The sequence below is a fragment of the Microcoleus sp. B7-D4 genome (assembly GCF_036705125.1).
Lineage (GTDB): Bacteria > Cyanobacteriota > Cyanobacteriia > Cyanobacteriales > Microcoleaceae > Microcoleus.
This window is the reverse complement of the sequence record NZ_JAUBTT010000113.1, coordinates 1-24204: the sequence shown is the minus strand read 5'-3', so window position 1 is coordinate 24204 and position 24204 is coordinate 1. Positions and strand designations below refer to the sequence as shown.

Sequence of the window (24204 nt, the reverse complement as noted above, 5' to 3'; positions counted from 1 at the left end):
TTAATAATTAAATGGGGTCGCAAAATCAAAAATAAGGGTAATGATTGTATCACAGTTTAAATGTGCAACAGCTTATTGATTCTATCACTTGTTGCCACGATGGGGAGTTGATCAGCTCGTTGATATCGAAATTAACTCCTTTTTCCGCAGCAAAAACACTAAAATTTTGCACCCAATGAAAGATAGTTTCTGTGGTCAAATAAGGTGTGCAGGCCCAAGCAGATTGCAAATTGTTCACCATCTCGGACATATCTCCCCGATCGTAAGCCTCCCAAGCTTTCCACACTAAATAATAGTGTTTCAGCAGGCTATCCACTTGCTGTAGCTGCTTTTTGAGTTTCGGACTAATAGAGAAACTGTCGTTCTCATCGTCACTTACCAATGCCTGTTCAATTATTTCTCCATATTCCCGAAGCATCCGTTCTTCTTTGAATAGTTCTTGGGCTCGCGCTTTGCACGCTTGTCCTGCAAGTCTACGCGATTCGGGATTTTCGGCCCATATTTCCAGCGTTTCTACTAACTCTTTTACTGTTCCTTCTGGGTCGATTGTAGGATCGGGGAGCAACTTTCCTGTATCTCCCAATTCTTCAGGAATCCCGCTGACTGCTGTGGCAATTACAGGCAATCCTTTTGCCATTGCTTCCATAATTGCTAGCGGCATTCCTTCTGCTTGGGAAGATAAAATAAAGATGTCGCTGGCGTCGAGCCAATCAGCAATATCCCAGCGCTGTCCTAAGAATTTAACCTGTTCTTCTACTCCCAATTTGCTCACAGTTGCTCTTAATTCAGGTTCCAGATTGTCGTGAGTAGTAGACCCAGGCCCGGCCCAAACAAAGTAAATTTTGGACCAAATTGGACGATTTTTCAATTGGGCGATCGCCTGCAATTGATACTGATATCCTTTAAGTGGAGTCAATCTCGCCGCTGTAAAACAAACGACAGCATTTTCAGGGATTCCTTGTTCTTGACGCAGGCGTTGGCGTGTTGAAAGATTCGGCGGTTCAAAATAACTGTTAGGTCTCCCATAATAAATAAGTTTGCCTCGTTTTAGAGGCACTTTAAAAATTCTTTTGAACAAGTTTAAATTTTCCTGGGACACTGCTACTACTGCTTTGGCTAAACCGTACTGATAGGAGACAGCCTCCAAATAGGGAATTTGATCGCCCCGATCGAAAGTTTCATAATTGCGATCGATATAACCGAGAGTAACTATGTACGGTATATTCTGCTTAATAGCAACTTGTTTGGCCGCAAAATTGGCTATCGGCGAGCCGTCGCTAAATATAATTAAATCCGGTTGAGCCTGCGCGTAAATTTTTTCAGCATCGCCTAAATTGTAAGTACCTCGCAAAAACTCTTTTATTGTGTCAAAATCCAGCCAAATATGTTCTATACCTAACTGTTTTTGTTCGGCAATTAAAGGGTGAGAAGCTTGAGTTTGAACGCTAATAAATTGGTAGCCTTCGGCTACTAATTTACACATCAGCGAGTGGTTGAACTGAGCTAAACCTCCCACTCCGTGGTCTTCCGCGTACAGTAGTAGGCGGGCTTTTTGCGGTTGGGAAATCGAAATATGTGCAGGTTGAAACTGAGGAGTATTGTTAGCAGCAACCACTACGATATCTTGCCATTCTTTTAAATTGGTTAAGGCATAAGTATCAAAGTCGAACCCGTATTCTTGCGAAACACCCCTAAAAGTTTCTAACCATCTAAATACTGTTTCCGTACCTGTAAAAGGAGTGTAATGAAGAGATTTCTCCAAACACTCGACCATCTCTGCCAAATATCCATCACGGTACATCCGCCACGCTAGCCATACTAAAGACCTGTAACGTTCCTCGCGTTTCAAGTCGCGGATGTACTGAGGTAAGTCTAGCCGCGCGAAAAATTGCTCCATCACAATTTCCATATTTTTCATTAGTTTGGAGCCGCTGGACATGAGATTACTGTCGTGCTGGCGATAGCAGGTTAATATCTCTTTTAACCAAACTGACTTGCAGCCTTTTAAAGCTAAACGTAGAACAAAATCTAAATCTTCGGTTGGCGGCAAGCGATGATCGAAACCCCCCAAGCGTTCCCACCACTCTCGCCGCAGCATCATGGCGCTGGGACGCGCTGATTTGTACAAAACAAAAGTTTCTAAATCTAATTTTGGTGATTCTTCCCAAGGCTTTACTCCATAGATGCCTTCGTCGTTTTTGCCAACGATCAGCCAACCTGTTTGCACCAAATCTAATGTGGGGTCAGCGTCAAAGCAAGCTACTTGTTTTTCTAGTTTTTCTGCTAAGAAGAAGTCGTCAGCATCTAAAAAAGCTAAAAATTCCCCTTTGGCTAATTTGCAAGCATTATTTCGAGCAATTGCTGATCCTTGGTTATCTTGATAGATGTATTGAATTAAATCGAGGTAAGGTGCTAAAACTTGGCTGGTATTGTCTGTTGAACCGTCATCTACGACGATAATTTCCCAGTTTTCATAACTCTGACTGAGAACGCTCTCTACGGCTTTGAGAATGTAGCGCTCGCAGTTATAAGTCGGGATAATGACACTGACGCGTACTTTTTTGGGAGTGATGATACTAGCTATTAACTGTTTCCATTCTGGTAATTTTCCCATAGCAATAGCCTCGATTTGGCAGCCGTAGGTCTTAGCAATTCCGGTGATGCGCTTTACCCAATCTGCTATAGTTGCTGTCAGGGAGTACGGGGTATAATCCAAAGATTTTTGCAAATAGTCAGTCATTTCTGCCGGATAGCCACTGTAGTAGAGTTGCCACGCCATCCATGTCAGAGCCTCATAAAAAGCAAGCTTTTCTAATTGGCGGATGTCCTCTGGTAAGTCGGCTCTACTGAAGAAATTTTGCTTTAATTTAATACAAAGGTTTGCCTGTTTTATCGCTCTCTGGATGGACACATTTTGCCCGTGCTGGCGGTAGCATACTGTCACTTGAGGCAACCAAACAGCTTCGCACCCAGATAGTGATAAACGCACAATTAAGTCGGCATCATCTACTGAATCATACTGAGAATCAAAGCCACCGACTCGTTCCAGCCACGCCCGCGAAAACATCATGGCGCTGGGAAGTAGGGGCATATAAACAATCCAGGTTTTTAAGTCGAGCTGAGGAAAGTATTCCCAGGGTTTTATATCGCAAATACTTTCGCCTTGCTCTTTAACAATTCGCCAGCCACTATTAACAATGCCTAGTGATGGCTGAGCGTCAAATAACGCAACTTGTCCAGCTAACTTATCGGACAAGAAAAAGTCATCTTGATCTAAAAAAGCAATTAATTCACCTCGGGATTCCTGAATTCCTCGGTTGCGGGCGGCAGCTACTCCTTGGTTTTCCTGATAAACATAGCGAATTTTTTCAACATAAGGCTGCAATGCTTGGCGGGTGTCGTCGGTTGAGCCGTCGTCTACGACGATAATTTCCCAGTTTTTATAGGTTTGGCTGATGACGCTTTCTACCGCTTGCGCGATGTAGCGAGCTCCATTATATGCTGGAATAATTACACTTACTCGCGGTGTCGGATTTGCTATTGACATGAGTTTGCTCGGTGATAACGAATGGTTTGGGAACACAACACAGATTTAGACGCCGATACACAGATTTTTGATCGTTGTTGGGCCTGTAAAATACAATTTTACTGATATTTGTGGCTATACTGCTGACAGCAACCTAAATTTAAAATGTTCCTCGGGTGTTTTAGGGGAGAAAAAATACAGATTCAATGCCCTGTAACCCCTGTACCAATTGTTGCCATTCTGCTGAGTTAGTCAGAGAATATGTATCTAAATGATGCCCTTTTGCAGATGAAAAATTGCCAAAACATTCTATCCAGTTTAACATCGTTTCTGTACTCAAAAAAGGCGTACACTGCAAAGATTCTTGAAGGCTATTTTGCATCCCGATTAGATCTTCTTGACAGTAAGCGTGCCACGCTTTCCACACTAAAAAGTTGTAGCGCACCCGGCTTTCTACCTTAGCCATCCACCCCTGCACCTGTGGTTGAGTAACAAATTGATTTCTTTCGCAATCGGAAAGTAAAGCTTTTTCGATCGCCTCAATCGACTCTGCCAACATCCGTTCCTCTTTAAACAGTTTCTCGGCCCGCTGCTTGCAAGCTTGACCGATTTGATGCCGCAATTGTGGATTCATCGCCCAAGCTTCTACAGTTTCCGCCAATTCCCTCGCTGTTCCCTCCGGATCGGTATTCGGATCGGGCAACAACTTCCCAGTATCGCCGAGTCCTTCTGGAATCCCGCCCGCTGCCGAAGCAACTACGGGCAATCCTTTAGCCATCGCTTCCATGACTGCAAAAGAAGGTGCTGCATCGCCGAGAGATGTCAAAATGAATATGTCGCTAGCATCCAGCCAATCTAGGATATCCCAGCGCTGTCCGATCAACTTCACGCGATCGCTCACTCCTAACTCTCTAACAGCTTCCCTCAATTCTCTTTCTACATCGCAATAGCTTCCCTCACCATTCCCGGCCCATACAAAATACAGTTTAGACCACACGGGAGATTGTTTCAACTGCTTGATTGCTTCGATCTGATACCGATGCCCCTTAACGGGTGCCAATCGAGCAGATGTGAAACAGACAATCGCATCTTCAGGAATTTCTAACTCTTGCCGCAGGCGTTGGCGAGCCGAAGGATTAGGAGGTGCAAAATATTCAGGAGAGCGCCCCAAGTAAATCACTTGCCCCTTATCTTTGGGTAAATCAAAGTCATCGCGCAATAAATTCAAATGTTCATAAGCGCCAACAATCACCGCTCTAGCTTGCAGGCACTGATACAGCACTCCCTCTCGATAAGGCACTACATCCCCGTAGGCAAAATTTGCGTGATCTGGCATGACTAACCCGATTACCATCATGTATGGTATTCCCATCTGAATAACTACCTGTTTAACTGCAAAATTGGAATAGGGCCAGCCATCGCTAAAAATAATCAGATCAGGTTTATTAGTAGAAAAAATCTCTTGTGCATCCTCAGTATTTCTTAACACCCGCGCTAAATCTCTATGGCTGCTAAAATCCAGCCACAAGTGCTCTATACCTAACTCTCGTTCTCGCTCAAGCAAGGGGCTAGAATGTTTGGTTTGCACGCAAGTGACTTGATAGCCCAACAAGGCTAACTGACAGAGAATGGCATGGTTGTACTGCGCTAATCCTCCCACGCCCGGATCGTCGGCGTTGTAGAGTAGAATGTGCGTTTCCCTACGGAATAGCTTCGCTTCACGCGGTTTTGAAGGTGTGGGAATAGAACTCTGTTGAGATTGGGGCGGATTAGTCATCACCATCAGAATTATCTCTTGCCATTCCACTAACTTACTCAGCGAATAAGCATCAAAATTTTCACCGTATTCTTCAGAAGCTATCTTAAAAGTTTCCAGCCAACTCACCACTGTTTTTGTGGGCGAAAAAGGCGTATATTGCAATGATTTTTCCAAACACTGGGCCATCTCTGCTAGATGACCGTCGCGGTACATACGCCAGGCCAGCCACTTGAAGCATAGATAGCGTTCCTGGTTTTTTAACTGGCGGATTGACTCAGGCAAATCAGGTCGATTAAAGAATTCTTTCATCAAAATTTCTGTATTCTTCATTAGCGGCAAACCGCTTGACATGATATTAGACTTATGCTGGCGATAACAGGTAAGAATCTCTTCTAACCAAACTGCTTTGTACCCCTTTAAAGTCAAACGCAAGGCAAAATCTAAATCTTCTGCTAGCGGAAAGTGATCGTCGAAACCGCCCAAATCTTCCCAGCACTTTCGGCGCAGCATCATCGCACTAGGACGCACACATTTAAATATAATAAAGCTTTCTAAATCTAATTTAGACGCTTGCTGCCAAGGCTTAATTTCAAAAATATCTTTCCCTGTTTCATCGACCATCAGCCAACCTGTTTGCACCATATCTAAGGTGGGGTCAGCGTCAAAGCAAGCTAGTTGTTTCTCTAGCTTGGATGGTAGGAAATAGTCATCGGCATCTAGAAAGGCTAAAAACTCCCCTTGCGCTAGTTGGCAAGCAATATTTCTGGCGGCTGCTACTCCTTGATTTTCCTGGTATATGTAGCGAATTCTGTCAAAATAAGGCTGCAATACTTCCTGCGTGCGATCGCTAGAACCGTCATCTACAACTATAATCTCCAAATTAGTAAAAGTTTGGGACAGCGCGCTCTCCACCGCTTGTACGATGTAGCGAGATCCATTATATACAGGTATAATTACGCTTACTAGCGGTGTTCGAGTAGGTGTTGACATTATTTAGCTCGCTGTTAACCTATGATTATCTAGTTTATATTAATGTCGCGGACATTCAGCATTATTCTGTGTTCGGTAGCTCTACTTACAAAAACTTGAACATTGGGAAATTGTAGCATATAATTTTACATGGAATGATTACTCAAAAGGAAAATAAAAAATGAATTCAGAAACAGTGCAAGTGAATTTCCAGCAGCAGGCAGAAATTTATTTGGCTACAGGGAACTTCGATCGGGCGATCGCACTTTGCCAACAAGTTTTGGCATCTGAACCCAATTCAGCAGAGACTTGCAAGACCTTGGGAAAGGCGCTGCAAGCTCAGGGTAAACTAGAAGACGCAAGGTATTGGTATAAAGTTGCGATCGCTCTGCAACCAGATTTGGCCGAAGCTTTTGCTAACCTCGGCACTCTCTGCGCTACTTTGGAACAGTGGCAAGAGGCGATCGCCTGTTACCAAAAAGCCATCTCCCTGCAACCAAACTTTGCAGGATTTTACCGTAACTTGAGCCGGATATTTACCCAAGTCGGTAAAGCTGAAGAAGCAGCAGACTGTTGGTATCAAGCACTCATGGTGGAACCGATAGAGATAGCGGAAGAATATCTCGATTTAGGTAATACTTTATTGGCGCAAAACAAGCCAGAAAAAGCGCTGACTTGTTACCACCGCACGATTTATTTAAACCCGAGTTTTTGCGAAGCTTACTGCCAATTAGCAGAAGCGGCTAGCGAGCTAAAGCAGTGGGACGAAGCTATTGTTCACTACCGCAAAGCTATTCAACTCCAGCCGGATATTTCGGATTTTCATTACAAATTAGGCAATGTTTTGCAAGCTAAGGAACTCTGGCGCGAAGCGGAGGCTGCCTACCGAAAAAGTATTGATTTAAATCCCAATTCTTTTTTGTCCTACTACAACTTAGGCAGCGTGCTGCTCAAGTTAGAAAAATGGCAAGAAGCTGCGATCGCCTACCGCACGGCTGTTGAAATTAACCCGGATTATTCTTGGTCTTACTACAGCATCGGTGCAGCTTGCGATCGATTAGAAGAATGGTCTGAATCCGCCGCAGCTTACCAGCGCGCTACTGAAGTAGACCCGAATTTTTTCTCAGCTTTTCACCAGTTAGGGGATGCTCTTGTTAAACTAGAAAAGTGGTCAGAAGCTGAGGCTGCATACGAACGGGCGATCGCACTAAATGCGGATTTATTTTGGTCTCATTATAACTTAGCTTTGACTTTAGTTAAACTTCAAAAGTTTGAAGCCGCAACACTCGCTTATCGGCGGGCGATCGCACTCAATCCAGAATTCTCTTGGACTTACCACAATTTAGGAGCAGCGCTGTTAAAAACCCAACAGTGGAAAGCCGCAGCTACCGCTTACCAACGTGCTATTGAACTTAATCCCACTATTTCGTGGTCTTATTACAATTTAGGCGATGCTTTGAGTGGAAGTCACGCATGGAACGATGCTGTTTCCGCCTACCTTTGTGCGATTCAAATCGAGCCGTCTCTACCGGGAATTTACCTAAAGTTAGGTGAGGCTCTAATTAAAAGAACTCCGGTAGATTCAGATGTAGCAACTAGCTACTATCACCACCAAATGCAGCCGCAGCACGCTCCTGAATTTTACTGCGAAATAGCCCAAAAGTTTGCTGATAGCGATCGGCTTAACGAAGCCATAATGTTGTACTTGATGGCATTAGAAATTAGACCCAAAGATCCAGAAATATCCAAAAAATTAGAGGATATTTTAGAAAAACAGCGTCAAACAGGGGAATCTAGTATATTATTAGAGTTAGAGGCTAAGGATATTCGCGATCGCTATATCGCCCGAGTCGCCAAAGGCAAGACTTTTGCAGAAGTCGGCGGCTTGTGGGGAACTGTCAGCGAAAAAGTATCTGTAGCTAGCAAATACGGTGCTGTTTCTCTGACAATGATTGATGCCATGCCGGCCTCCCTCCAGTGGTGGCAAGATTTTCACGATCGCATGACAAGTTTAAATATTGCTAATTATCACTGTATCAATCAAGATATCACTCAGATTCAGCTTGCCGACATTGGCGAGCCTTACGATGTAACTCACTGTGCAGGAGTTTTGTACCATCACCCCCATCCGTTGCAGATTTTAGTTGCCTTGCGTCAGATAACTCGCGAGCATTTAGTTTTCACTTCAGTTATTACCCAAGAAGTAATAGAAAATGAGTTGGGACGCTATGAAATTCCCGCTTCTGGAGTAATGTTTATTCCAGCTTTGGACGACGCTGAACGAGCTCTTTTAACAGCTTACTGGCGACCATACATCAACAACAACCAACTTATAGGGATAACTGAGAAAGCAGTTTTTGACATGAACGATTTTGCGCCGTGCTGGTGGCTACCTACAGCTACTGCTTTAGAAGCTATGTGCGAAGTCGCGGGATTTAAGGTTTTAGATAAAGGATTGACTTGGAACAATAATGCTCTGACTCTGCTGCTGGGGGTTTGAGGATTGGTAAACGAACAATAACAGGACTTGCTTATGCACAAACGGCTAAACACCCGGTTTATGAGCGGATTCCTCGTTTTCTTTTCCCAATATTCCTACTAGAAACCGGGTGTTTTCCGTAAGTCCTAAATACAATAGCTGCCAACATTTTTTGTGTAGAAAACAGGAACTGGGAAATAATCAATGAACAATCACCAACCAGGGACGCCGCTAGGAAACATTTTAGTAGTAGACGATACACCAGAAAACCTGCGTCTCTTGTCTACAATGTTGACTCAGAGGGGGTACACCCCCCGCTGCGTGATTAACGGAAAAATGGCTTTGAGAGCCTGCAATTCTAATCCACCAGATTTAATTTTGCTCGACATAATGATGCCGGAAATGAACGGCTACGAAGTCTGTCAGCACTTGAAACTAGAAGCAAAAACTCGCGAAATCCCGGTAATTTTTATCAGCGCTAAAGATGAAGTATTTGACAAAGTAAACGCATTTACTGTGGGAGCTGTTGACTATATCAGCAAGCCATTTCAGTTTGAAGAAGTGCTCGCCCGTATCGAAAGTCACCTCAGCCTACGGAATTTACAAAAGCAGCTAAAAGAACAAAATATGCTGCTGCAAGAAGAAATCACTAGCCGCTTAGCAGTCGAAAAAACTCTTCAGGAAAAAAACCAAATTTTGCAACAAGAAATCCGCACGCGTTGCGCCGTTGAAAAAGCTTTGCAAGAGCAAAATTTGGTACTCCAACAAGAGATATCCCACCGCCAGCGCGCCGAATCTGCTCTCTTAAAATCTAACCAAGAATTGGCGCGTTCAAATGCAGAACTAGAACAATTTGCTTATGTGGCTTCTCATGACTTGCAAGCGCCTTTAGCAACCATTGCTAGTTACGCTCAACTTTTAGAAAAACGCTACAAAGACCAACTCGACAGCCAAGGTAGTAAGTTTATCGGCAATATCGTTCAGGGCTGCACCCGAATGCAAACTTTAATTGACGATTTACTCGAATATTCGCGCGTTGGCAGGAGTCGGAAACCTTTTGAACTGACAGATTGCAATCACGCAGTCGAGCAAGCACTCGCGAACCTGCAAGGGGCGATCCGCGAGAATAAAGCCGTTGTCACCTACAGCGAATTACCAACGGTAATGGGGGATATTTCTCAACTCGTACAGCTATTTCAAAATTTAGTCAGCAATGCGATTAAATATCGCCACGATGCACCGCCTGTGGTTCATATTACCGCTGGCAAACAGGAGGAAAACTGGTTAATTTCTATCTCAGATAATGGAATTGGGATTGCTCCCCAGCATCAAACACGTATCTTTCAAATTTTCCAGCGCTTGCACACTCAAAGAGAATATTCTGGGACAGGTATTGGTTTAGCAATTTGTCAAAAAATTGTGGAACTTCACGGCGGATGTATCTGGGTGGAATCGGAACCGGAGCAAGGTTCTACGTTTCACTTTACTCTCGCTTAATTGAGGCGTAATTTCGGTAAAATGTATCAGCTATAAGGTAGAAAAAATTAATTACTTTCTCTCTTATAAACCCTAAACGAGATGATATAATCTCGAAGTTAATAATATTTAATATGGGAGAGGAAAGCCTTGAATAATTGGGAAGGATTGTGAGTATTGGGGTGGGGAGAGGGGCTACAGTTGCATTGCTTTTTTTAGTGGTATAAATTACCAGTTATAATAAAAATTATTTTCCGTTGACAGTCTAGTTCGTGCGTGATATAATTTTAATTATTAAACATGATTTTTGTAACGCTTGCTTACTCTCCCCAATCTGAGGATAGATGTATGTGTACGGGCAATTGAATGACTGCCCTAAAAATAAAAGGTAAAATTCAAGTTAGTTTAATATTTTCTGGGTGAAGAATATTATGAAAGCAGTTTTTAACTTAGCTTTGCCTCCTATCTGCTTTAAAGTTCTCTTAGTAGAAGACAACCATCACGAAGCTGAGCTGATTGAAGATTTGCTGTCAGAAATTGGCGGCGCGCAGCGTATAGTGCTGACGAAAGTAGAGCGCCTCAGCGAAGCGCAGCAGCGATTGAATGAAGAAACTTTTGACATAATTTTATTAGACCTTTCACTGCCAGATAGTCTGGGAATCGAGACGGTGGCTCGGGTACAAGAGTACGGGGTAAATGTGCCGATCGTAGTTCTGACCGCCCAAAACGACGAAGAACTTGCCCTGCGGTTGATTTCGGTGGGCGTACAGGATTATTTGGTAAAAAGAAAAATCGACAGCGAACTGTTAATTCGATCGCTCCGTTACGCCATAGAACGCCAGAACAGTCAAGATGCTTTGCGAAAAAGTGAAGAAAAATATCGCTCGGTGGTGGCAAATTCCCTGATCGGCATTGCCATCATCGCTCCAATTATTGACAGCGAAATTCCTCTCAATGGCCACTGGATAGAAGTTAACGATGCCCTGTGCAGTTTGCTGGGCTATGAGCGCTACGAACTCTTGCAAAAGAATTGGCTAGAGTTGACTCATCCAGAGGATTTGGAGGCTAATTGTGAAAATTTTTCTCAGATGTTAGCAGGTAGGCTCGACGGTTACATCTTAGACAAAAGGTGGCTCAGAAAAAACGGCGAAATAGTTCACACGCGAGTTTCCCTGCGCTGCATCCGCCGCCAGGACGGGTCTATCGACCGGATCATCGAAGTAGTGTTGGACGTGAGCGATCGCTACCGATACGAAGCAAAACTGAAAGCGTCAGAAGAATTTTTAAACCACACCATAAATGCTACGCCCGACCCAATTTTTGTCAAAGACGAGCAACACCGCTGGATGATATTAAATGATGCTTTTTGTCAGTTGGTCGGCAAATCGCGCCAAGAACTGATCGGCAAATCCGATTATGACTTTTTTCCCCAATCAGAAGCTGCTGTTTTTTGGACAAAAGATGAAGAAGTATTGACAACGGGGATCTGCTGGGAAACCGAAGAACAATTCACAGACTCGGCCGGGAAAGAACACATAATTTCTACAAAAAAAAGCGTCTTCAAAATAGCAGACGGCAGTAAAGTAATAGTGGGTACAATTAGAGATTTTACCGAATACAGACAGCAACAAAAAGCCCTGGAACAAAGCGAAGCTCGCTTTCAAAAATTGGTAGCTAACCTGCCGGGAACAATTTATCAATTACGAAGGTCAGCCAATGGAAAAATGTCTTTCCCCTACATCTCTTCAGGCAGCCGGCAACTCTACGAATTAGAGGCCGAAGCCATAGAGGAAAATGCGGAACTAATTTCCAATGGAATTCACCCAGACGACCTCTTAGATTTAAAAGCATCGATGGCAATTTCAGCTACTACGCTGGAACCTTGGCAGCAGCAGTGGCGACAGACTTTGCCATCTGGAAAAGTTAAGTGGCTGCAAGGAGCTGCGAGACCAGAAAGGCTCACTAATGAAAGCAAATCTGGCAGCGAAGGCGATATTATCTGGGACGGTTTAGTGATGGATATCACTGAATTAAAGCAGGCACAAACAGAGCGAGATCGTTTTTTTACCATCTCCTTAGACTTGCTTTGTATTGTAGGTTTTGACGGTTATTTTAAACGTTTAAACCCAGCTTGGTCAACAGCTTTAGGCTACAGTATTAGTGAATTGTTTGCCAAGCCAATGATCGAATTTGTTCATCCAGACGATCGAAAAGCCACCGCAGCCGAAGGAGCAAAACTAATAGCGGGTACGTCCAGTATCTCCTTTGAAAACCGCTACATCTGCAAAGACGGTTCTTACAAATACTTCCTGTGGACGGCATCGCCATTTAGCGAAGAAGGTTTAATCTACTCAGTCGGTCACGACATTACCTCTCGTAAACAAGCAGAGTCCCAACTCCAGCGACAAGCAGTAGCAATGGCCGCTGCTTATGACGGAATCGCCATTTTTAATAATAATAAACAATGTATTTATTCCAACGAGGCTTATCTCAAAATGTACGGCTTGGCTAGCCCTAGCGAACTGTATGGTAAGAAATGGGAAATGCTCTACAGCAAAGCAGAAAATCTATTTTTTGAACTACAAATAATGCCGAGGCTCCTGCAAAAAGGGTACTGCAATATAGAAGCTACCGGTCAGCGCCGGGACGGTACTAAGTTCCCGCAAGAATTGTCGCTAACAATGCTTTCGGGTGGCGAAATAATTTCTATAGTCCGCGATATAACTAATAGAAAACAGGTAGAATCAGCCCTGCGAGCGAGCCAGCGCCGCTACCAAACTTTAGCAGAAGCATCGCCAGTTTGCATATTTCACACCGACACTTTGGGAAATTGCCTTTATGTCAATCAACGGTGGAGCGAAATTACGGGATTAAACGCCGAATTAGCAGCAGAAATTGGCTGGATGAATGCCATACATCCCGATGATGTGGATCGGGTGAAAAATGAATGGCATCGAGCAATTATTGAGAAAATTCCTTTTAAATCAGAATACCGCTTTCAGCGTCCAGACGGTCGTGTAATTTGGGTGATAGGTCAGGCAATTGCAGAAATCGGAGACAAGCAGGAAATTAAAGGCTATATCGGCACTATTACTGATATTAGCGATCGCAAACAAGCAGAATTAGATTTGCTGCGAGTTACTCAAGCGGTGGAAAGCACCAGCGATGCGATCGGCATTGCTGACTTGACAGGGCGATCGCTATACCACAATCAAGCCTTTGTTCAACAGTACGGCTACACCGCAGAAGAACTAAACACAGCAGGCGGATTAACAGCAATTTACCCCCAAACTAAAGTGCTGCTAGAAATGTTTAAAACGATCCGTAAAGGCAAATCTTGGCAAGGCGAACTCAAAATCAACACTAAAAACAACAAACTGGTAACAACTTTATTTCGCGCAGACGGCATTAAAGATGAAACTGGTCATTTAATCGGGTTAGTGGGAGTAATTACCGACATCACCGAACGCAAACAAGCGGAGATGGCACTGCAGCAGCAATTAAGGCGAGAACGGCTGGTAGTTGCCATGCTCGATCGCATTCGCTCCTCCCTAAATTTAGAAGAAGTCCTGACAACTGCTGTCGAACAAGTGCGGCAATTTTTGCAAACAGATCGCACAGTTATTTACCGATTCAATCCCGACTGGAGCGGTCTTGTAGTTGTCGAATCTGTAGCAAAAGATATAAGTTTGCTGCAAAACTTTGACAATTTCGATCCGTGTTTTGGAGAAAAATTTGTTGATGTTTACCAGCAAGGCTATATTCGCGCTATAGAAAATATTTACGCGGAAAATATGAGCGAATGTCACATTAAATTTCTAGAACAATTTGGAGTTAAAGCTAACTTAATAGTGCCGATTTTACAAGCCAGAGAAAGCATTTCCCAGGTCCAGCAGACGGCAGAAAATCAGCTCTGGGGACTCCTGATCGCCCACGATTGCAGCGGCCCCCGTTCCTGGGATTCCTCAGAAATAGAATCCCTCCGGCAATTGTGCGTGCAATTGGCGATCGCGATCCAGCAATCGACGCTATTTCAACAAGCACAAACGGAAATTGTCGATCGCAAACTTGCAGAATCTGCCCTCCAACAAGCTGCATTAGCCGCAGAAAGCGCCAACCGCGCCAAAAGCGAATTTCTTGCCAATATGAGCCACGAACTACGCACCCCTTTAAACGGGGTTTTAGGTTACACTCAAATCCTCAAAACCGACAAAGACTTAAGCTCAGATCACCAAGAAAGTCTCAGCAATATTCAACAGTGCGGTCAACACCTGCTGATGTTAATCGACGATGTTTTAGATCTTTCCAAAATTGAAGCTAGAAAAATGGAACTCTACCCGGAAGAGTTAAATTTTATAAATTTTATCAAAAACATTGCCGATCTCTTTCAGATGCGGGCCTCTCAAAAAGAAATTTTATTCAATTACGAACAAGTCTCTCCCCTGCCTAGCTGCGTTCGTGTCGATCCAAAAAGATTGCGCCAAATTCTCATAAATTTACTCAGCAATGCCGTTAAATTTACTAACAGTGGTGGTGTGACTTTCAAAGTCGGCTATGTCGGCACAGGGGCCTGGAGTCGAGGGCAAGGAGAAAATTATGAGTTCTCGACTTTGAGTTCGGAACTGAAAGAAAATTATATGCGCTTCGCCCACAATGCGATCGCAGCCAAACACGCTTTAAAAATCCGCTTTCAAGTCGAGGATACCGGCACGGGCATAGACCAAAGCAAGTTAGAAGAAATATTTTTGCCTTTCCACCAAGTAGGAGGCAATACATTTGTTGAAGGTACAGGTCTCGGACTCTCGATTAGCCAGAAATTAGCGAAACTAATGGGTGCCGAAATTCGCGTCCACAGCACTTTGGGAAAAGGCAGCACTTTTTGGGTAGATTTAGAATTACCAGCAGCTAAACGGTACTTGGAGGTGTCTCCTTTGCAGGAAAAACGCTGGCTTGTCGGTTTTATCGGCAACAAGCGGAAAGTGCTAATCGTGGATGACAATCAACTGGATCGCGATTTGTTGTGCAGGCTGCTGCGGCGTTTGGGATTTGAGGTTGCAGAGGCGAAAAACGGTCAAGAATGCCTCTGCAAAACAGTTGAATTTCAACCGGATGTGATTTTAATGGACTTGCGGATGCCTGTAATGGATGGCTTAGAAAGTGCCAGAAAACTGCGGCAGTTGCCGGAAGTAAAAGATGTTGTGTTAATCGCTATGTCAGCTAGCGTTTTCGAGGCTACGCAGCAAGATAGCATCCTCGCAGGGTACGATGCTTTTCTTCCCAAACCGATCGAAGCAAATCACTTTTTGGAACAGTTGCGCGTGCATTTGGGACTAGAATGGATTTATGGGGAATCTTCGGAAAACAAAAAGCGCAAAACTCCCAGTTTGTCACCAGCCTCTGATTTGCCTGCTTATTCTTCTCTGTTACCAGCAGCTTCTGAGTCAGTAGCAAAACTTTTGAAACTCGCAGCTATGGGCGACATTGAAGAAATTTTTGAGGAGAGTGCTAAGCTGGAGAGTTTAGAACCTAATTTAGTGCCGTTTGTCTCGAAGCTGCGCCAACTTGCTAAGGGATTTCAGCTCAAACAAATTCGGAATACTTTAAACCAATATATCGACGAAAAATAGTATGACTATCATGGTTGAGAGCTTGGCTGGATACATATAATTTAGATGTGCAGCAACTTACCGCCGCGTTATTGAGCCGGATATCTGGCAATTGTCGATCGCGCAATTGTCAGTGCAGGCCGCTGTAACTCCCAACATTAAACAAGTTATTTTACCGCTTCAGAAGTTGTATCCCAGAGTCCGAGCAACTGCTGTTAAATGCCAGATATCTTTGGGTAAACCAGAGATTTTGAGTAGCGCCGGATCGGGTTCGATCCTACCGTGTTTTGTACTCTTTCAAACAAGATTTTTCTGGTAAACTAAAGTGGAAAGTTGCTTTCCATCCCTAGACTGAAGTCCCAGGGTTTGCCGGCTATTTTTTGACCAGAGAGTTTTTGAGAGAGTTGGGATTGAAATTACTTTGCCTCATAGATTTTGAGCGCCTCCTGTGGCTCCCCATTACCCTGTTTTGTACTCTTTCAAACAAGATTTTTCTGGTAAACTAAAGTGGAAAGTTGCTTTCCATCCCTAGACTGAAGTCCCAGGGTTTGCCGGCTATTTTTTGACAAGAGAGTTTTTGAGAGAGTTGGGATTGAAATTACTTTGCCTCAGTAACGGCCACGGAGAAGACGCGATCGCCCTTCGCATCTTGCAGGAACTGCAACAGCACCCGCATCCGCCAGAATTAGCCGTGTTTCCGCTAGTGGGTGAAGGGCAAGCTTTCGCTCAACTAGAAAACGCCCGCATCATCGGCCCGGTGCAGCGGATGCCTTCGGGCGGCTTTATTTACATGGACGGGAGAGAATTTTTGCGCGATGTTAAAGGCGGCCTGCTTCAGTTGACAATCGCTCAGTTGAAAGCCATCCGCGCTTGGGTGCGAGCCCAAAAACAGTCTGGGAATCAAGACAGCGTTATTTTAGCCTGCGGGGATATTGTACCGCTGCTGTTTGCTTGGCTCAGCGGCGCCCCCTATGCCTTTGTCGGTACTGCCAAGTCGGAGTATTATTTGCGAGACGAGGACGGGCCTCTGGCTCGCAAATCCAGGGTCTTTGGTGGGTGGGGTTGGTCGCGATCGATTTATTTCCCTTGGGAGCGCTGGTTGATGACTCGATCGCGCTGTCGGGCCGTTTTTGCCAGGGACGCGCTGACCGCCGAGACTTTACAAAAGCTGGGAATTCCCGCTTACGATCTCGGAAACCCGATGATGGACGGACTCGAACCGGAAAACCCCGCCGGTTTTTACGGCCCTGACGCAGAGTTTCGGGAAATGGAGCGATCGCTCATCATCACCTTACTCCCCGGTTCTAGAGCGCCGGAAGCCTATGCTAATTGGCTGCTAATAGTAGAGGCTGTAGCCGGAATTTTATCCTTGTTTGCCGATCGGAAATTGTTATTTTTCGGAGCCATTTCTCCAGAGTTAAACTTAGAAGCTTTGCGACCTAGTTTAGATTTTTTCGGCTGGCGACAAGACGGCGAAATTAGAACGCAGCGGCGTGAAGGAAGTATTTTACGACCTCCTGTTTCTAGCGCTCAAGAAATTCGGAAAGAATCTCCTAATTTGCTATTGCCATTGACATTTGTGCAGAGAAACGCCACGATGATTTTGACTCAGCAAAGTTTTAACGATTGTTTGTACGAAGCCGATTTAGCAATAGCAATGGCAGGAACGGCTACAGAACAATTTGTAGGTTTAGGAAAACCGGCGATCGCCATTCCCGGAAACGGCCCGCAATTTACTCCCGCCTTTGCAGAAGCTCAAAGTCGCCTGTTAGGCCCGTCATTAATTTTAGTCAAACATCCCGCCGAAGTTGCCGGCGCCGTGCAGTCTTTGCTCCGCGACCCCGACAGGTTGCAGCTAATCGCTGAAAATGGCTGGCGGCGCATGGGAGAACCCGGTGCTGCAGCCAGAATTGCCGAGTGTTTAATTCAGCGGTTCGGCGGTGAATCCAGCAATTCTCAATTGCCTCCAATAGACTAGGGAAAAAACAATGTTTTGTCCCTACCAAGTATGTTTAATTCTACTTTCTGTGAACAAACCTGACGGTCAACTGAGTACAGTTAGACCGCAGGCTTCTTTTTCCTTTTTTTTCTCATGCTTTTTATAGTGAGGTAGTTCCACCCCCACTTGCTAATATAGTATCAGAGTATTTCCAGAGCATCTTGGGGTATAAAAGAATAATTGTCGGTTTCGGTACCTACACCCGACGAGCCTTTCATCACGCGGGCGTAATTCCCAACGGGGTACGGGGCGCTGCGCTCAGATTAATCCCCTCTAAATATACGCCCGGGACTTCCCGGCAGGTAGTTAAAAAAAATCTTGTTCGCTAATATCATGTCCGATGGATCGCCCATAATACATAAGCCGGGGCGGGTTTGTGAGATTGTCCGTTTTTGGCCAATATTATTGGTGAACCCGCCCCTACAGGAATCCGGGTAATCGACCGGACATGATATAACTACTAACTTCCGTTGTATGTATAGCAATCCTAAATCATTTGTAAAAATATGTAGGGGTAGTGCTACCCCTACTCCCCGTGCCTACCCCAGCCAAGGCGGGGCAACCGGGCGTGGGTTTGCCCCTACAAGAATTACACGAATCATTTAGGATTGCTATAGTGAGGAATGCAAGTCCTCTGATTTTTATGAGGACTTGCATTCCAATACTGCCAACCAATTTTATTGTGGTTGTTCGAGTAGGGTGTGCTGGGCCGCGCACCTTACTAATACACCACTGGAATAAAAATTTAATTCGCCGTTTGTTCCGAAGATTGATCCCAGAAATTAGCTTGAGGAATTTTAAAATCCGACTTAACCAAAACTCCCGGTTCTCGCTGCACTGGCAGCACATCTAAAGTATCCGTTTGCGCGCAATATTTTAAATCTTCAATAACACCTAAACCGAGGAGGCGCTGGCCGTGGCTGGCTCTTTCCAACAATTCGTGCAACCTATCTTGCCAGTGCAAATAAAGAGCAATAGCCCCAAATACTTCATCGTTACCAGCAAAATCGCTCGCAGGAATACCGCTTTCTGCTAGGAGACTTTGGGCGATCGCACCAGCACAAACCGTATCTTCCAACGAATAACTCCCTTCCCAACCAGAACCCACAATCCAAATAGTTTCCGGCCGTTTATTTAACAAAAACTGCACCACAGATTTGCGGTTAATCAAAGCCGCCGTTAACACCGTTGCAGCAGCTTGCACTCGCTGCAGAGCCCGAGTACCGTTAGTTGTGCTGATAAAAATTCGCTTCCCAGTCACCTTTTCTGGCGTGCAGTCGAAGGGAGAATTCCCCATGTCAAATCCATCAACTTTGCCGCCGCCGCGCTCTCCCGCGCGAATCCGCTTATCTGCAGGCCATTTTTCGCTCTCGGCCATCAGCTTATCTAAGTCGCTGAAAACTTGGACAGCTTCCGCCCCATTATTGAGGGCTGTTGCCATTGTCGTAGTCGCCCGCAGCACATCAACTGCGATCGCGCAAGCCGGCATTTTGTCGGCTGGCGTAAGTTCCGGGGTATGGTAAATAAAAAGCTTCACTTTTGGGCTACCTGCGATAAATCCTCATCAGCAATAATAATAGAATTTGTACCCTGAGCGTAGTCGAAGGGCTTTCTTCCTTCTTCCTTCTTCCTTCTTCCTGCTTCCTTCTTCCTTCTTCCTTCTTCCTTCACCTATATGTCAAAACAGCTAAATTCAAACCCCGCCCACGCCGCCATTACCGCACCAATTCGACTCCTGGCAGGCTTCACCTATCCTTTGCGAGCTTTCACGCTGATTTTGCAAACTCCCAAGCTGTGGAGTTATGTATTAGTTCCCGTGGTGCTAAATTTTATAATTGGTATTGGTCTTTATTTAAGCTTGCTATTTCCCAGTTTGGCAGGGATAGACGTTTTAGTTGCCGATTTATCCGTCCGATTTAACGCTCTAATTGCGAGTTTTCCCGCTTGGCTGAGCTTTCTCGGTGTGTTAACAGTTGCTTTCGGCTGGCTGCTGCGCTTACTCCTAGTGTCAGGACTTTTGCTGATAATTGGATTTTTGTTAGTGCAGTTTGGCGTGATTTTAGGTTCGCCGTGGTACGGCAAACTTTCCGAACAATTGGAACTGCTGCGGAACGGTCAATTGCCCGCAGAAGCACCAATGAATCTGGCGAGTAGTTTTGGGGATATTCAAAGGGCGATCGCCTTTGAACTGCGAAAACTACAAATTTTGTTGAGCGTCGGTATACCCCTGCTGCTGCTAAATTTTATCCCTGGTGTCGGCTCTATTCTTAGCAGTTTGGGTGGCGTAGCTTTGGGCGCGACTATTGTCTGTTTGGACTTTTTAGATGCACCTTTGGAGAGACGGAGGCGACCTTTTCAGGAGAAGTTGGAGATAATTTGGGCGAGTTTGCCGGCCAGCGGGAGTTTTGGTTTGGTTTGTTTGGGTTTGGTGAGCATTCCGCTGTTGAATCTGTTGGCGATTCCGCTGTGCGTGACGGCGGGAACTTTGTTTTTTTGCGATCGCATTTGGCCGGCCCGCTTTGCCCCAGAAGAAACTCATAGCGATCGAGAAACTAACATTACAACTTAAAAACTAGGGAGATGCTTCTTCCTTCGGCTGACTCTGGGAGTTAATACCCCAAAACGGGCTTAACAACAGCCAGCTAATGAAGAAAAAGGATGCTGTAAATAGCTGGACAATATCGATCGCCGACAAATATCCGTCAGATAATAGTGCAATAGTTCTATCTGTCAGCCCGAATATCCAAGAGAGAATCCCAAACAGCCAAATGCCTTTTTGGAGCATGGGCAAAAATGCTGAAACTTCGGAGTTTTGCTGCTTCTTCATTGATTTAGCCCTTGTTTGCGAAGAATCTGATTAACGGGGGCACCCCAAGGGCTTAAGGATTTTTGGTGTCTCCTCGGATTCCCTTTGTTATCTATATGTTAAGAAATGTTTCCCGATCTGACAACGCGCCCTGGGAGGGATTTCCGCATCTATCTCAAGAGGTAGCCCCAGCGCTAAAAAAGAGTGATATTTGCTACACTTTGGTAGCCACGCTAGAGATTTTGCCGAGTTTTTGAGGGGTAAATTGCTGAGTACGGTAGTGGCAGGCTCTCTTGGCACCGCGCCTAGAAAAGAAAGCTTGTAATTTATTTTGAAGTGTGTCATATTACATAACGAGCAAGTTTGGTTCAAGAACGATCGTGAGGTTTGTACTGAGGAGGGAAAGTTATCAAAGCCCTAAAAGCCACAGGACAAACAATTCGATTATCAGTATTAACCAGGCTTGATATGAGTTCAGCGTCAATAAAATCGAACAATGCCACGCTTAAATCAGATTATTGCGATCGAAAAAGGCATCAAAAGCCGCTCCGTCCAAGAACTAGCAGAAGCTCAAAAAGCGCTCCAGAAGCCCGCTGTGCTTTCTGGAATCTCCCGCACTTACCGTCCCAAAGACGAAGAAGGCGAACAACTGCCGCCAGAGTCCAAAAAAGTTGAAGTCAAAGCAGAAGAGATTATCCGCAAAACGACTGAAGTTTTGACCAAACTCTTCGACGTAACCGCAACCAAAGATTGGACAAATTGTAGCGCTCGTGCTGACGTAACTGTAGACGGAAACGTGCTTTTGAGCCAAGTTCCTGTCAGCTATTTGCTATTCATTGAAAAGCAGTTAGCAGATTTGCAAACATTCATCAAAAAACTTCCAGTCTTAGATGCTTCCGAGACGTGGAACTTTGATGCTTCGGCAGACTGTTGGGCAACTGAACCGGTGCAAACTCTCAAGACTTTTAAAACTCCGCGCAATCACGTTAAAGCTGAAGCTACCGAACACCACCCGGCGCAAGTCGATGTTTATTACGAAGATATTACGATCGGCTATTGGCGGACTGTCAAGTTTTCTGGAGCTTTGCCTGCTGCGCGGCGGATCAATGAGTTGCTGCAAAGGGTGGAAATCTTGCAGCAAGCTGTTATGTTCGCCCGCGAAGAAGCTAACAATTCTGAAGTTGAGGAACAGAGAGTGGGAGAGCGAATTTTTCAGTTTATTTTCCGCTAAGTGCTTGCTTTTTTGATAGTTATGCTTTAAGATATAAACAGAGTACAAGTTCAAACTCAAACTTCAACTTAAACCGTACAAATGTGATAGTGCAGGTTCGACTCCTGTCCCTTCTACCCAAAATAGGGGGGTAGCCCAATTGGCAGAGGCAGCATTGCGTACAAATTCAACAGCAAGTTATCGGGAAATTGGCTTTAAAACCCCGTCCTTCTAGGACGGCTTGAATTCCTTAAACCCATTCCAAAAATTTAGGGAATTGCTGGTTTTTGTGGTTGACTATAAAAGTCAAGGTTAAACTCGAAACGCCCTCGTGAAACAGGGACTCAGACACACTTTTAGGCGTAAACCGGGGGACAAAGAGCGGCGAAAACTCGCCATACAGCTAGGGGCTTAATACAGCCTCATAACCAGAAAAACAAACAATTCACTTTTTGTTAGGTAGGGTAGGGCATACCCGAACTCGCTTGTCAATATCCTAGTACGCTTTTGGAGATAGACCCTAGGCGGGTGACTGCGAATCAGGCTCGTTAATGGGTAGGATTTCTACGGTTAAAAGGTCTGAGTATTGCCGCAAGGACGTAGCACTTAAAGGTCAGTCGCTGAATTAAGAATCCCCACACCTTTAGGTTGGGGAGTGTCAATACTCTAAACTCAGCATTCACCGCCGATCACAAAAACGAATGTCAGGAAAAAATAACATCATCGAGGTTGCTGGCTCATATCCAGCCCCCTCTACCAAACGCAGGGGGGTAGCTCAATCGGTAGAGCGCGATGCTATTAATCTTAAATCCTTGACTTAAATGTGATAGCGTGCGTAAATGGGCGGTAAATATAAACCCAGTAGTAAGGTCAGAACTGCTGGAACCTACACAAATACTTTAAAAGGACTGTTGTGGAATAACCATTGTCAATGTTTCGATAAAGTTCAAGATGGCATTTATTTGATGCCTATATCTGCTTTGTGTACGGAAATACTACTTACCCATCCTGTAAGTAAACGTACAAAAGATAAACTTTTAACGGCTCTCTCCGAGGCTTTCGATCGTTTACAGTCTCAAGGGAAAACAAAACTTACGGTCAATCCGTTTGCCAATGGCAGTAAAGGTGCAGAGAACAAAACTGAAAAGTATAAATCAACAGTTGACGTTGATGGTACTATCCGTCCGTGGTATGAGATACAGGATTTAGAATCTAACCCTAATGAACGTGATAGACGTGCTTTCACTAAGGAAGAGCGAGACATTATTATCAAGGCTTTTTATGAATCTGCTACTCCTAGTTTTTCTCATGCAGCCCCTCTAATTGAATTTTTGTTTTTAACTGGATGCCGTAGCGGGGAAGCTTTCGCGTTGACTTGGAATAACATCAAATTTGAAAGTAATCAAATTGTGATTTACAAGTCTTACGCTACCAGTATTAAAGGGGTTAAGGCTACCAAAAATAATGACGCTCGATTGTTTGTCATGTATCCAAAATTACGTGAACTGTTGTTGAGCCTAAAAACTAAAAATACTAAGATGAGCGATTTAGTTTTTAGGCAAATGAATGGCAACCCATATAATACAGATGGCTTAGGGCGTGTTTGGATGCACAACGCATCACCAAACAGTAGTCAACATTACTACCCTGGTGTTGTTACTCAATTGGTCAATTCGGGACTCATTAGCTGCTATTTGAGTCCCTACCATACAAGGCATACATTTATAACCTTGCAAGCTCGTGCGGGCGTTGATTTGACTTTGTTGGCAAGTATATGTAGCACGGGTGTCGATAAAATCCATCAACATTACTTAGAACACGATAAGTCGGCTACACCGTTAAACATCTAACCTACCGCCCCTACTGACCGCCCCCTAAAAAGGGCGGTTTTTTATTGGCGATCGCACGGAACGGAAAAAGGAAACCCTTGCTCGAACTATCTGCATAGTGTGACTGAGAGTAGGGGAGCTTGCCTCTGTATCTGCTTACATTTCTTGGCGTAGCCGCCTACAGTTGGCGGCTACTATTCAAAATAGAGATGAATAGGCAGTGAACCTAATATCAAATATTCACTTGTGTCACGTGAGTGACGGTAAGTAGTCCCGTTCTGTTGGCAACAAAACTTAACAGTTGCAGTATTGACACTTTAGCCTGAATACTGCGATCGTCAAAAGTAAGAGAAAGCAACACAGCCACCGGGTTGGCCCCGATGACTGCTGTTTTCTCAATTGTGTCACCAATTGAGAACTTTATTATGTCACAACAGTCCGCTTCGCGCGCCCCACGATCGACTTGTCTTAACTATTCGTGGGATAAGCCCCTTGCACTCCGTTGGTATCGAGATGCCGTGTTTGATGGTATCCGCCACACCGAG

At 44.6% G+C, this 24204-nt stretch carries 12 protein-coding genes; 7 read left to right on the top strand and 5 right to left on the bottom strand.

Annotated elements, in window-relative coordinates:
• Positions 1-49: 49 nt before the first annotated feature.
• Both QUB12_RS32030 and QUB12_RS32025 read right to left on the bottom strand, forming a co-directional pair.
• Positions 50-3547 (bottom strand): glycosyltransferase, encoded by a 3498-nt coding sequence (locus QUB12_RS32030; protein ID WP_333310250.1) that lies wholly within the window; start codon positions 3545-3547, stop codon positions 50-52.
• 160 nt (positions 3548-3707) lie between these two features.
• Complete coding sequence (locus QUB12_RS32025; protein WP_333143723.1) at positions 3708-6275, bottom strand: glycosyltransferase; 2568 nt, start codon at positions 6273-6275, stop codon at positions 3708-3710.
• Between the two features lie 160 nt (positions 6276-6435).
• On the opposite strand from QUB12_RS32025, the gene QUB12_RS32020 reads away from it, so the two are divergent.
• From QUB12_RS32020 to QUB12_RS32005, 4 genes are all read left to right on the top strand, one after another.
• Complete coding sequence (locus tag QUB12_RS32020; protein ID WP_333310248.1) at positions 6436-8754, top strand: tetratricopeptide repeat protein; 2319 nt, start codon at positions 6436-6438, stop codon at positions 8752-8754.
• A gap of 183 nt (positions 8755-8937) precedes the next feature.
• Positions 8938-10230: an ATP-binding protein gene (locus QUB12_RS32015; protein WP_333143721.1), complete on the top strand. Its 1293-nt coding sequence runs from the start codon at positions 8938-8940 to the stop codon at positions 10228-10230.
• Between the two features lie 410 nt (positions 10231-10640).
• Entirely contained in the window at positions 10641-15836 is a 5196-nt protein-coding gene (locus tag QUB12_RS32010) for a PAS domain S-box protein (protein ID WP_333310246.1), read from the top strand.
• Between the two features lie 571 nt (positions 15837-16407).
• Positions 16408-17793 carry a lipid-A-disaccharide synthase-related protein gene (locus QUB12_RS32005; RefSeq protein ID WP_333310244.1) on the top strand — a complete coding sequence of 462 codons (1386 nt, stop codon included), beginning with the start codon at positions 16408-16410 and terminating at the stop codon, positions 17791-17793.
• A gap of 766 nt (positions 17794-18559) precedes the next feature.
• On the opposite strand, the gene QUB12_RS32000 is transcribed toward QUB12_RS32005, so the two are convergent.
• Together QUB12_RS32000 and QUB12_RS31995 are read right to left on the bottom strand one after the other, a co-directional pair.
• On the bottom strand, positions 18560-19351 hold the full coding sequence (locus QUB12_RS32000; protein WP_333143719.1) for a 2-phosphosulfolactate phosphatase family protein: 792 nt from the start codon (positions 19349-19351) through the stop codon (positions 18560-18562).
• Positions 19348-19485, bottom strand: coding sequence for a hypothetical protein (locus QUB12_RS31995; protein WP_333143718.1), 138 nt, complete (start codon positions 19483-19485; stop codon positions 19348-19350). Before QUB12_RS31995 ends, QUB12_RS32000 begins: the two co-directional genes overlap by 4 nt.
• Positions 19486-19489: 4 nt before the next feature.
• Here QUB12_RS31995 and QUB12_RS31990 point away from each other — a divergent pair, with 4 nt between their 5' ends.
• Positions 19490-20383 (top strand): EI24 domain-containing protein, encoded by an 894-nt coding sequence (locus QUB12_RS31990; RefSeq protein ID WP_333143717.1) that lies wholly within the window; start codon positions 19490-19492, stop codon positions 20381-20383.
• A gap of 3 nt (positions 20384-20386) precedes the next feature.
• Here QUB12_RS31990 and QUB12_RS31985 read toward each other — a convergent pair whose 3' ends face one another.
• Positions 20387-20641: a hypothetical protein gene (locus tag QUB12_RS31985; RefSeq protein WP_333143716.1), complete on the bottom strand. Its 255-nt coding sequence runs from the start codon at positions 20639-20641 to the stop codon at positions 20387-20389.
• Positions 20642-21116: 475 nt separating this feature from the next.
• Between QUB12_RS31985 and QUB12_RS31980 the strand changes: the two genes are divergently transcribed.
• Together QUB12_RS31980 and QUB12_RS31975 are read left to right on the top strand one after the other, a co-directional pair.
• Positions 21117-21851: a DUF7873 family protein gene (locus QUB12_RS31980; protein WP_333143715.1), complete on the top strand. Its 735-nt coding sequence runs from the start codon at positions 21117-21119 to the stop codon at positions 21849-21851.
• Positions 21852-22669: 818 nt separating this feature from the next.
• Positions 22670-23680, top strand: a complete 1011-nt coding sequence (locus QUB12_RS31975) for a tyrosine-type recombinase/integrase (protein WP_333143714.1) — start codon at positions 22670-22672, stop codon at positions 23678-23680.
• Positions 23681-24204: the final 524 nt, after the last annotated feature.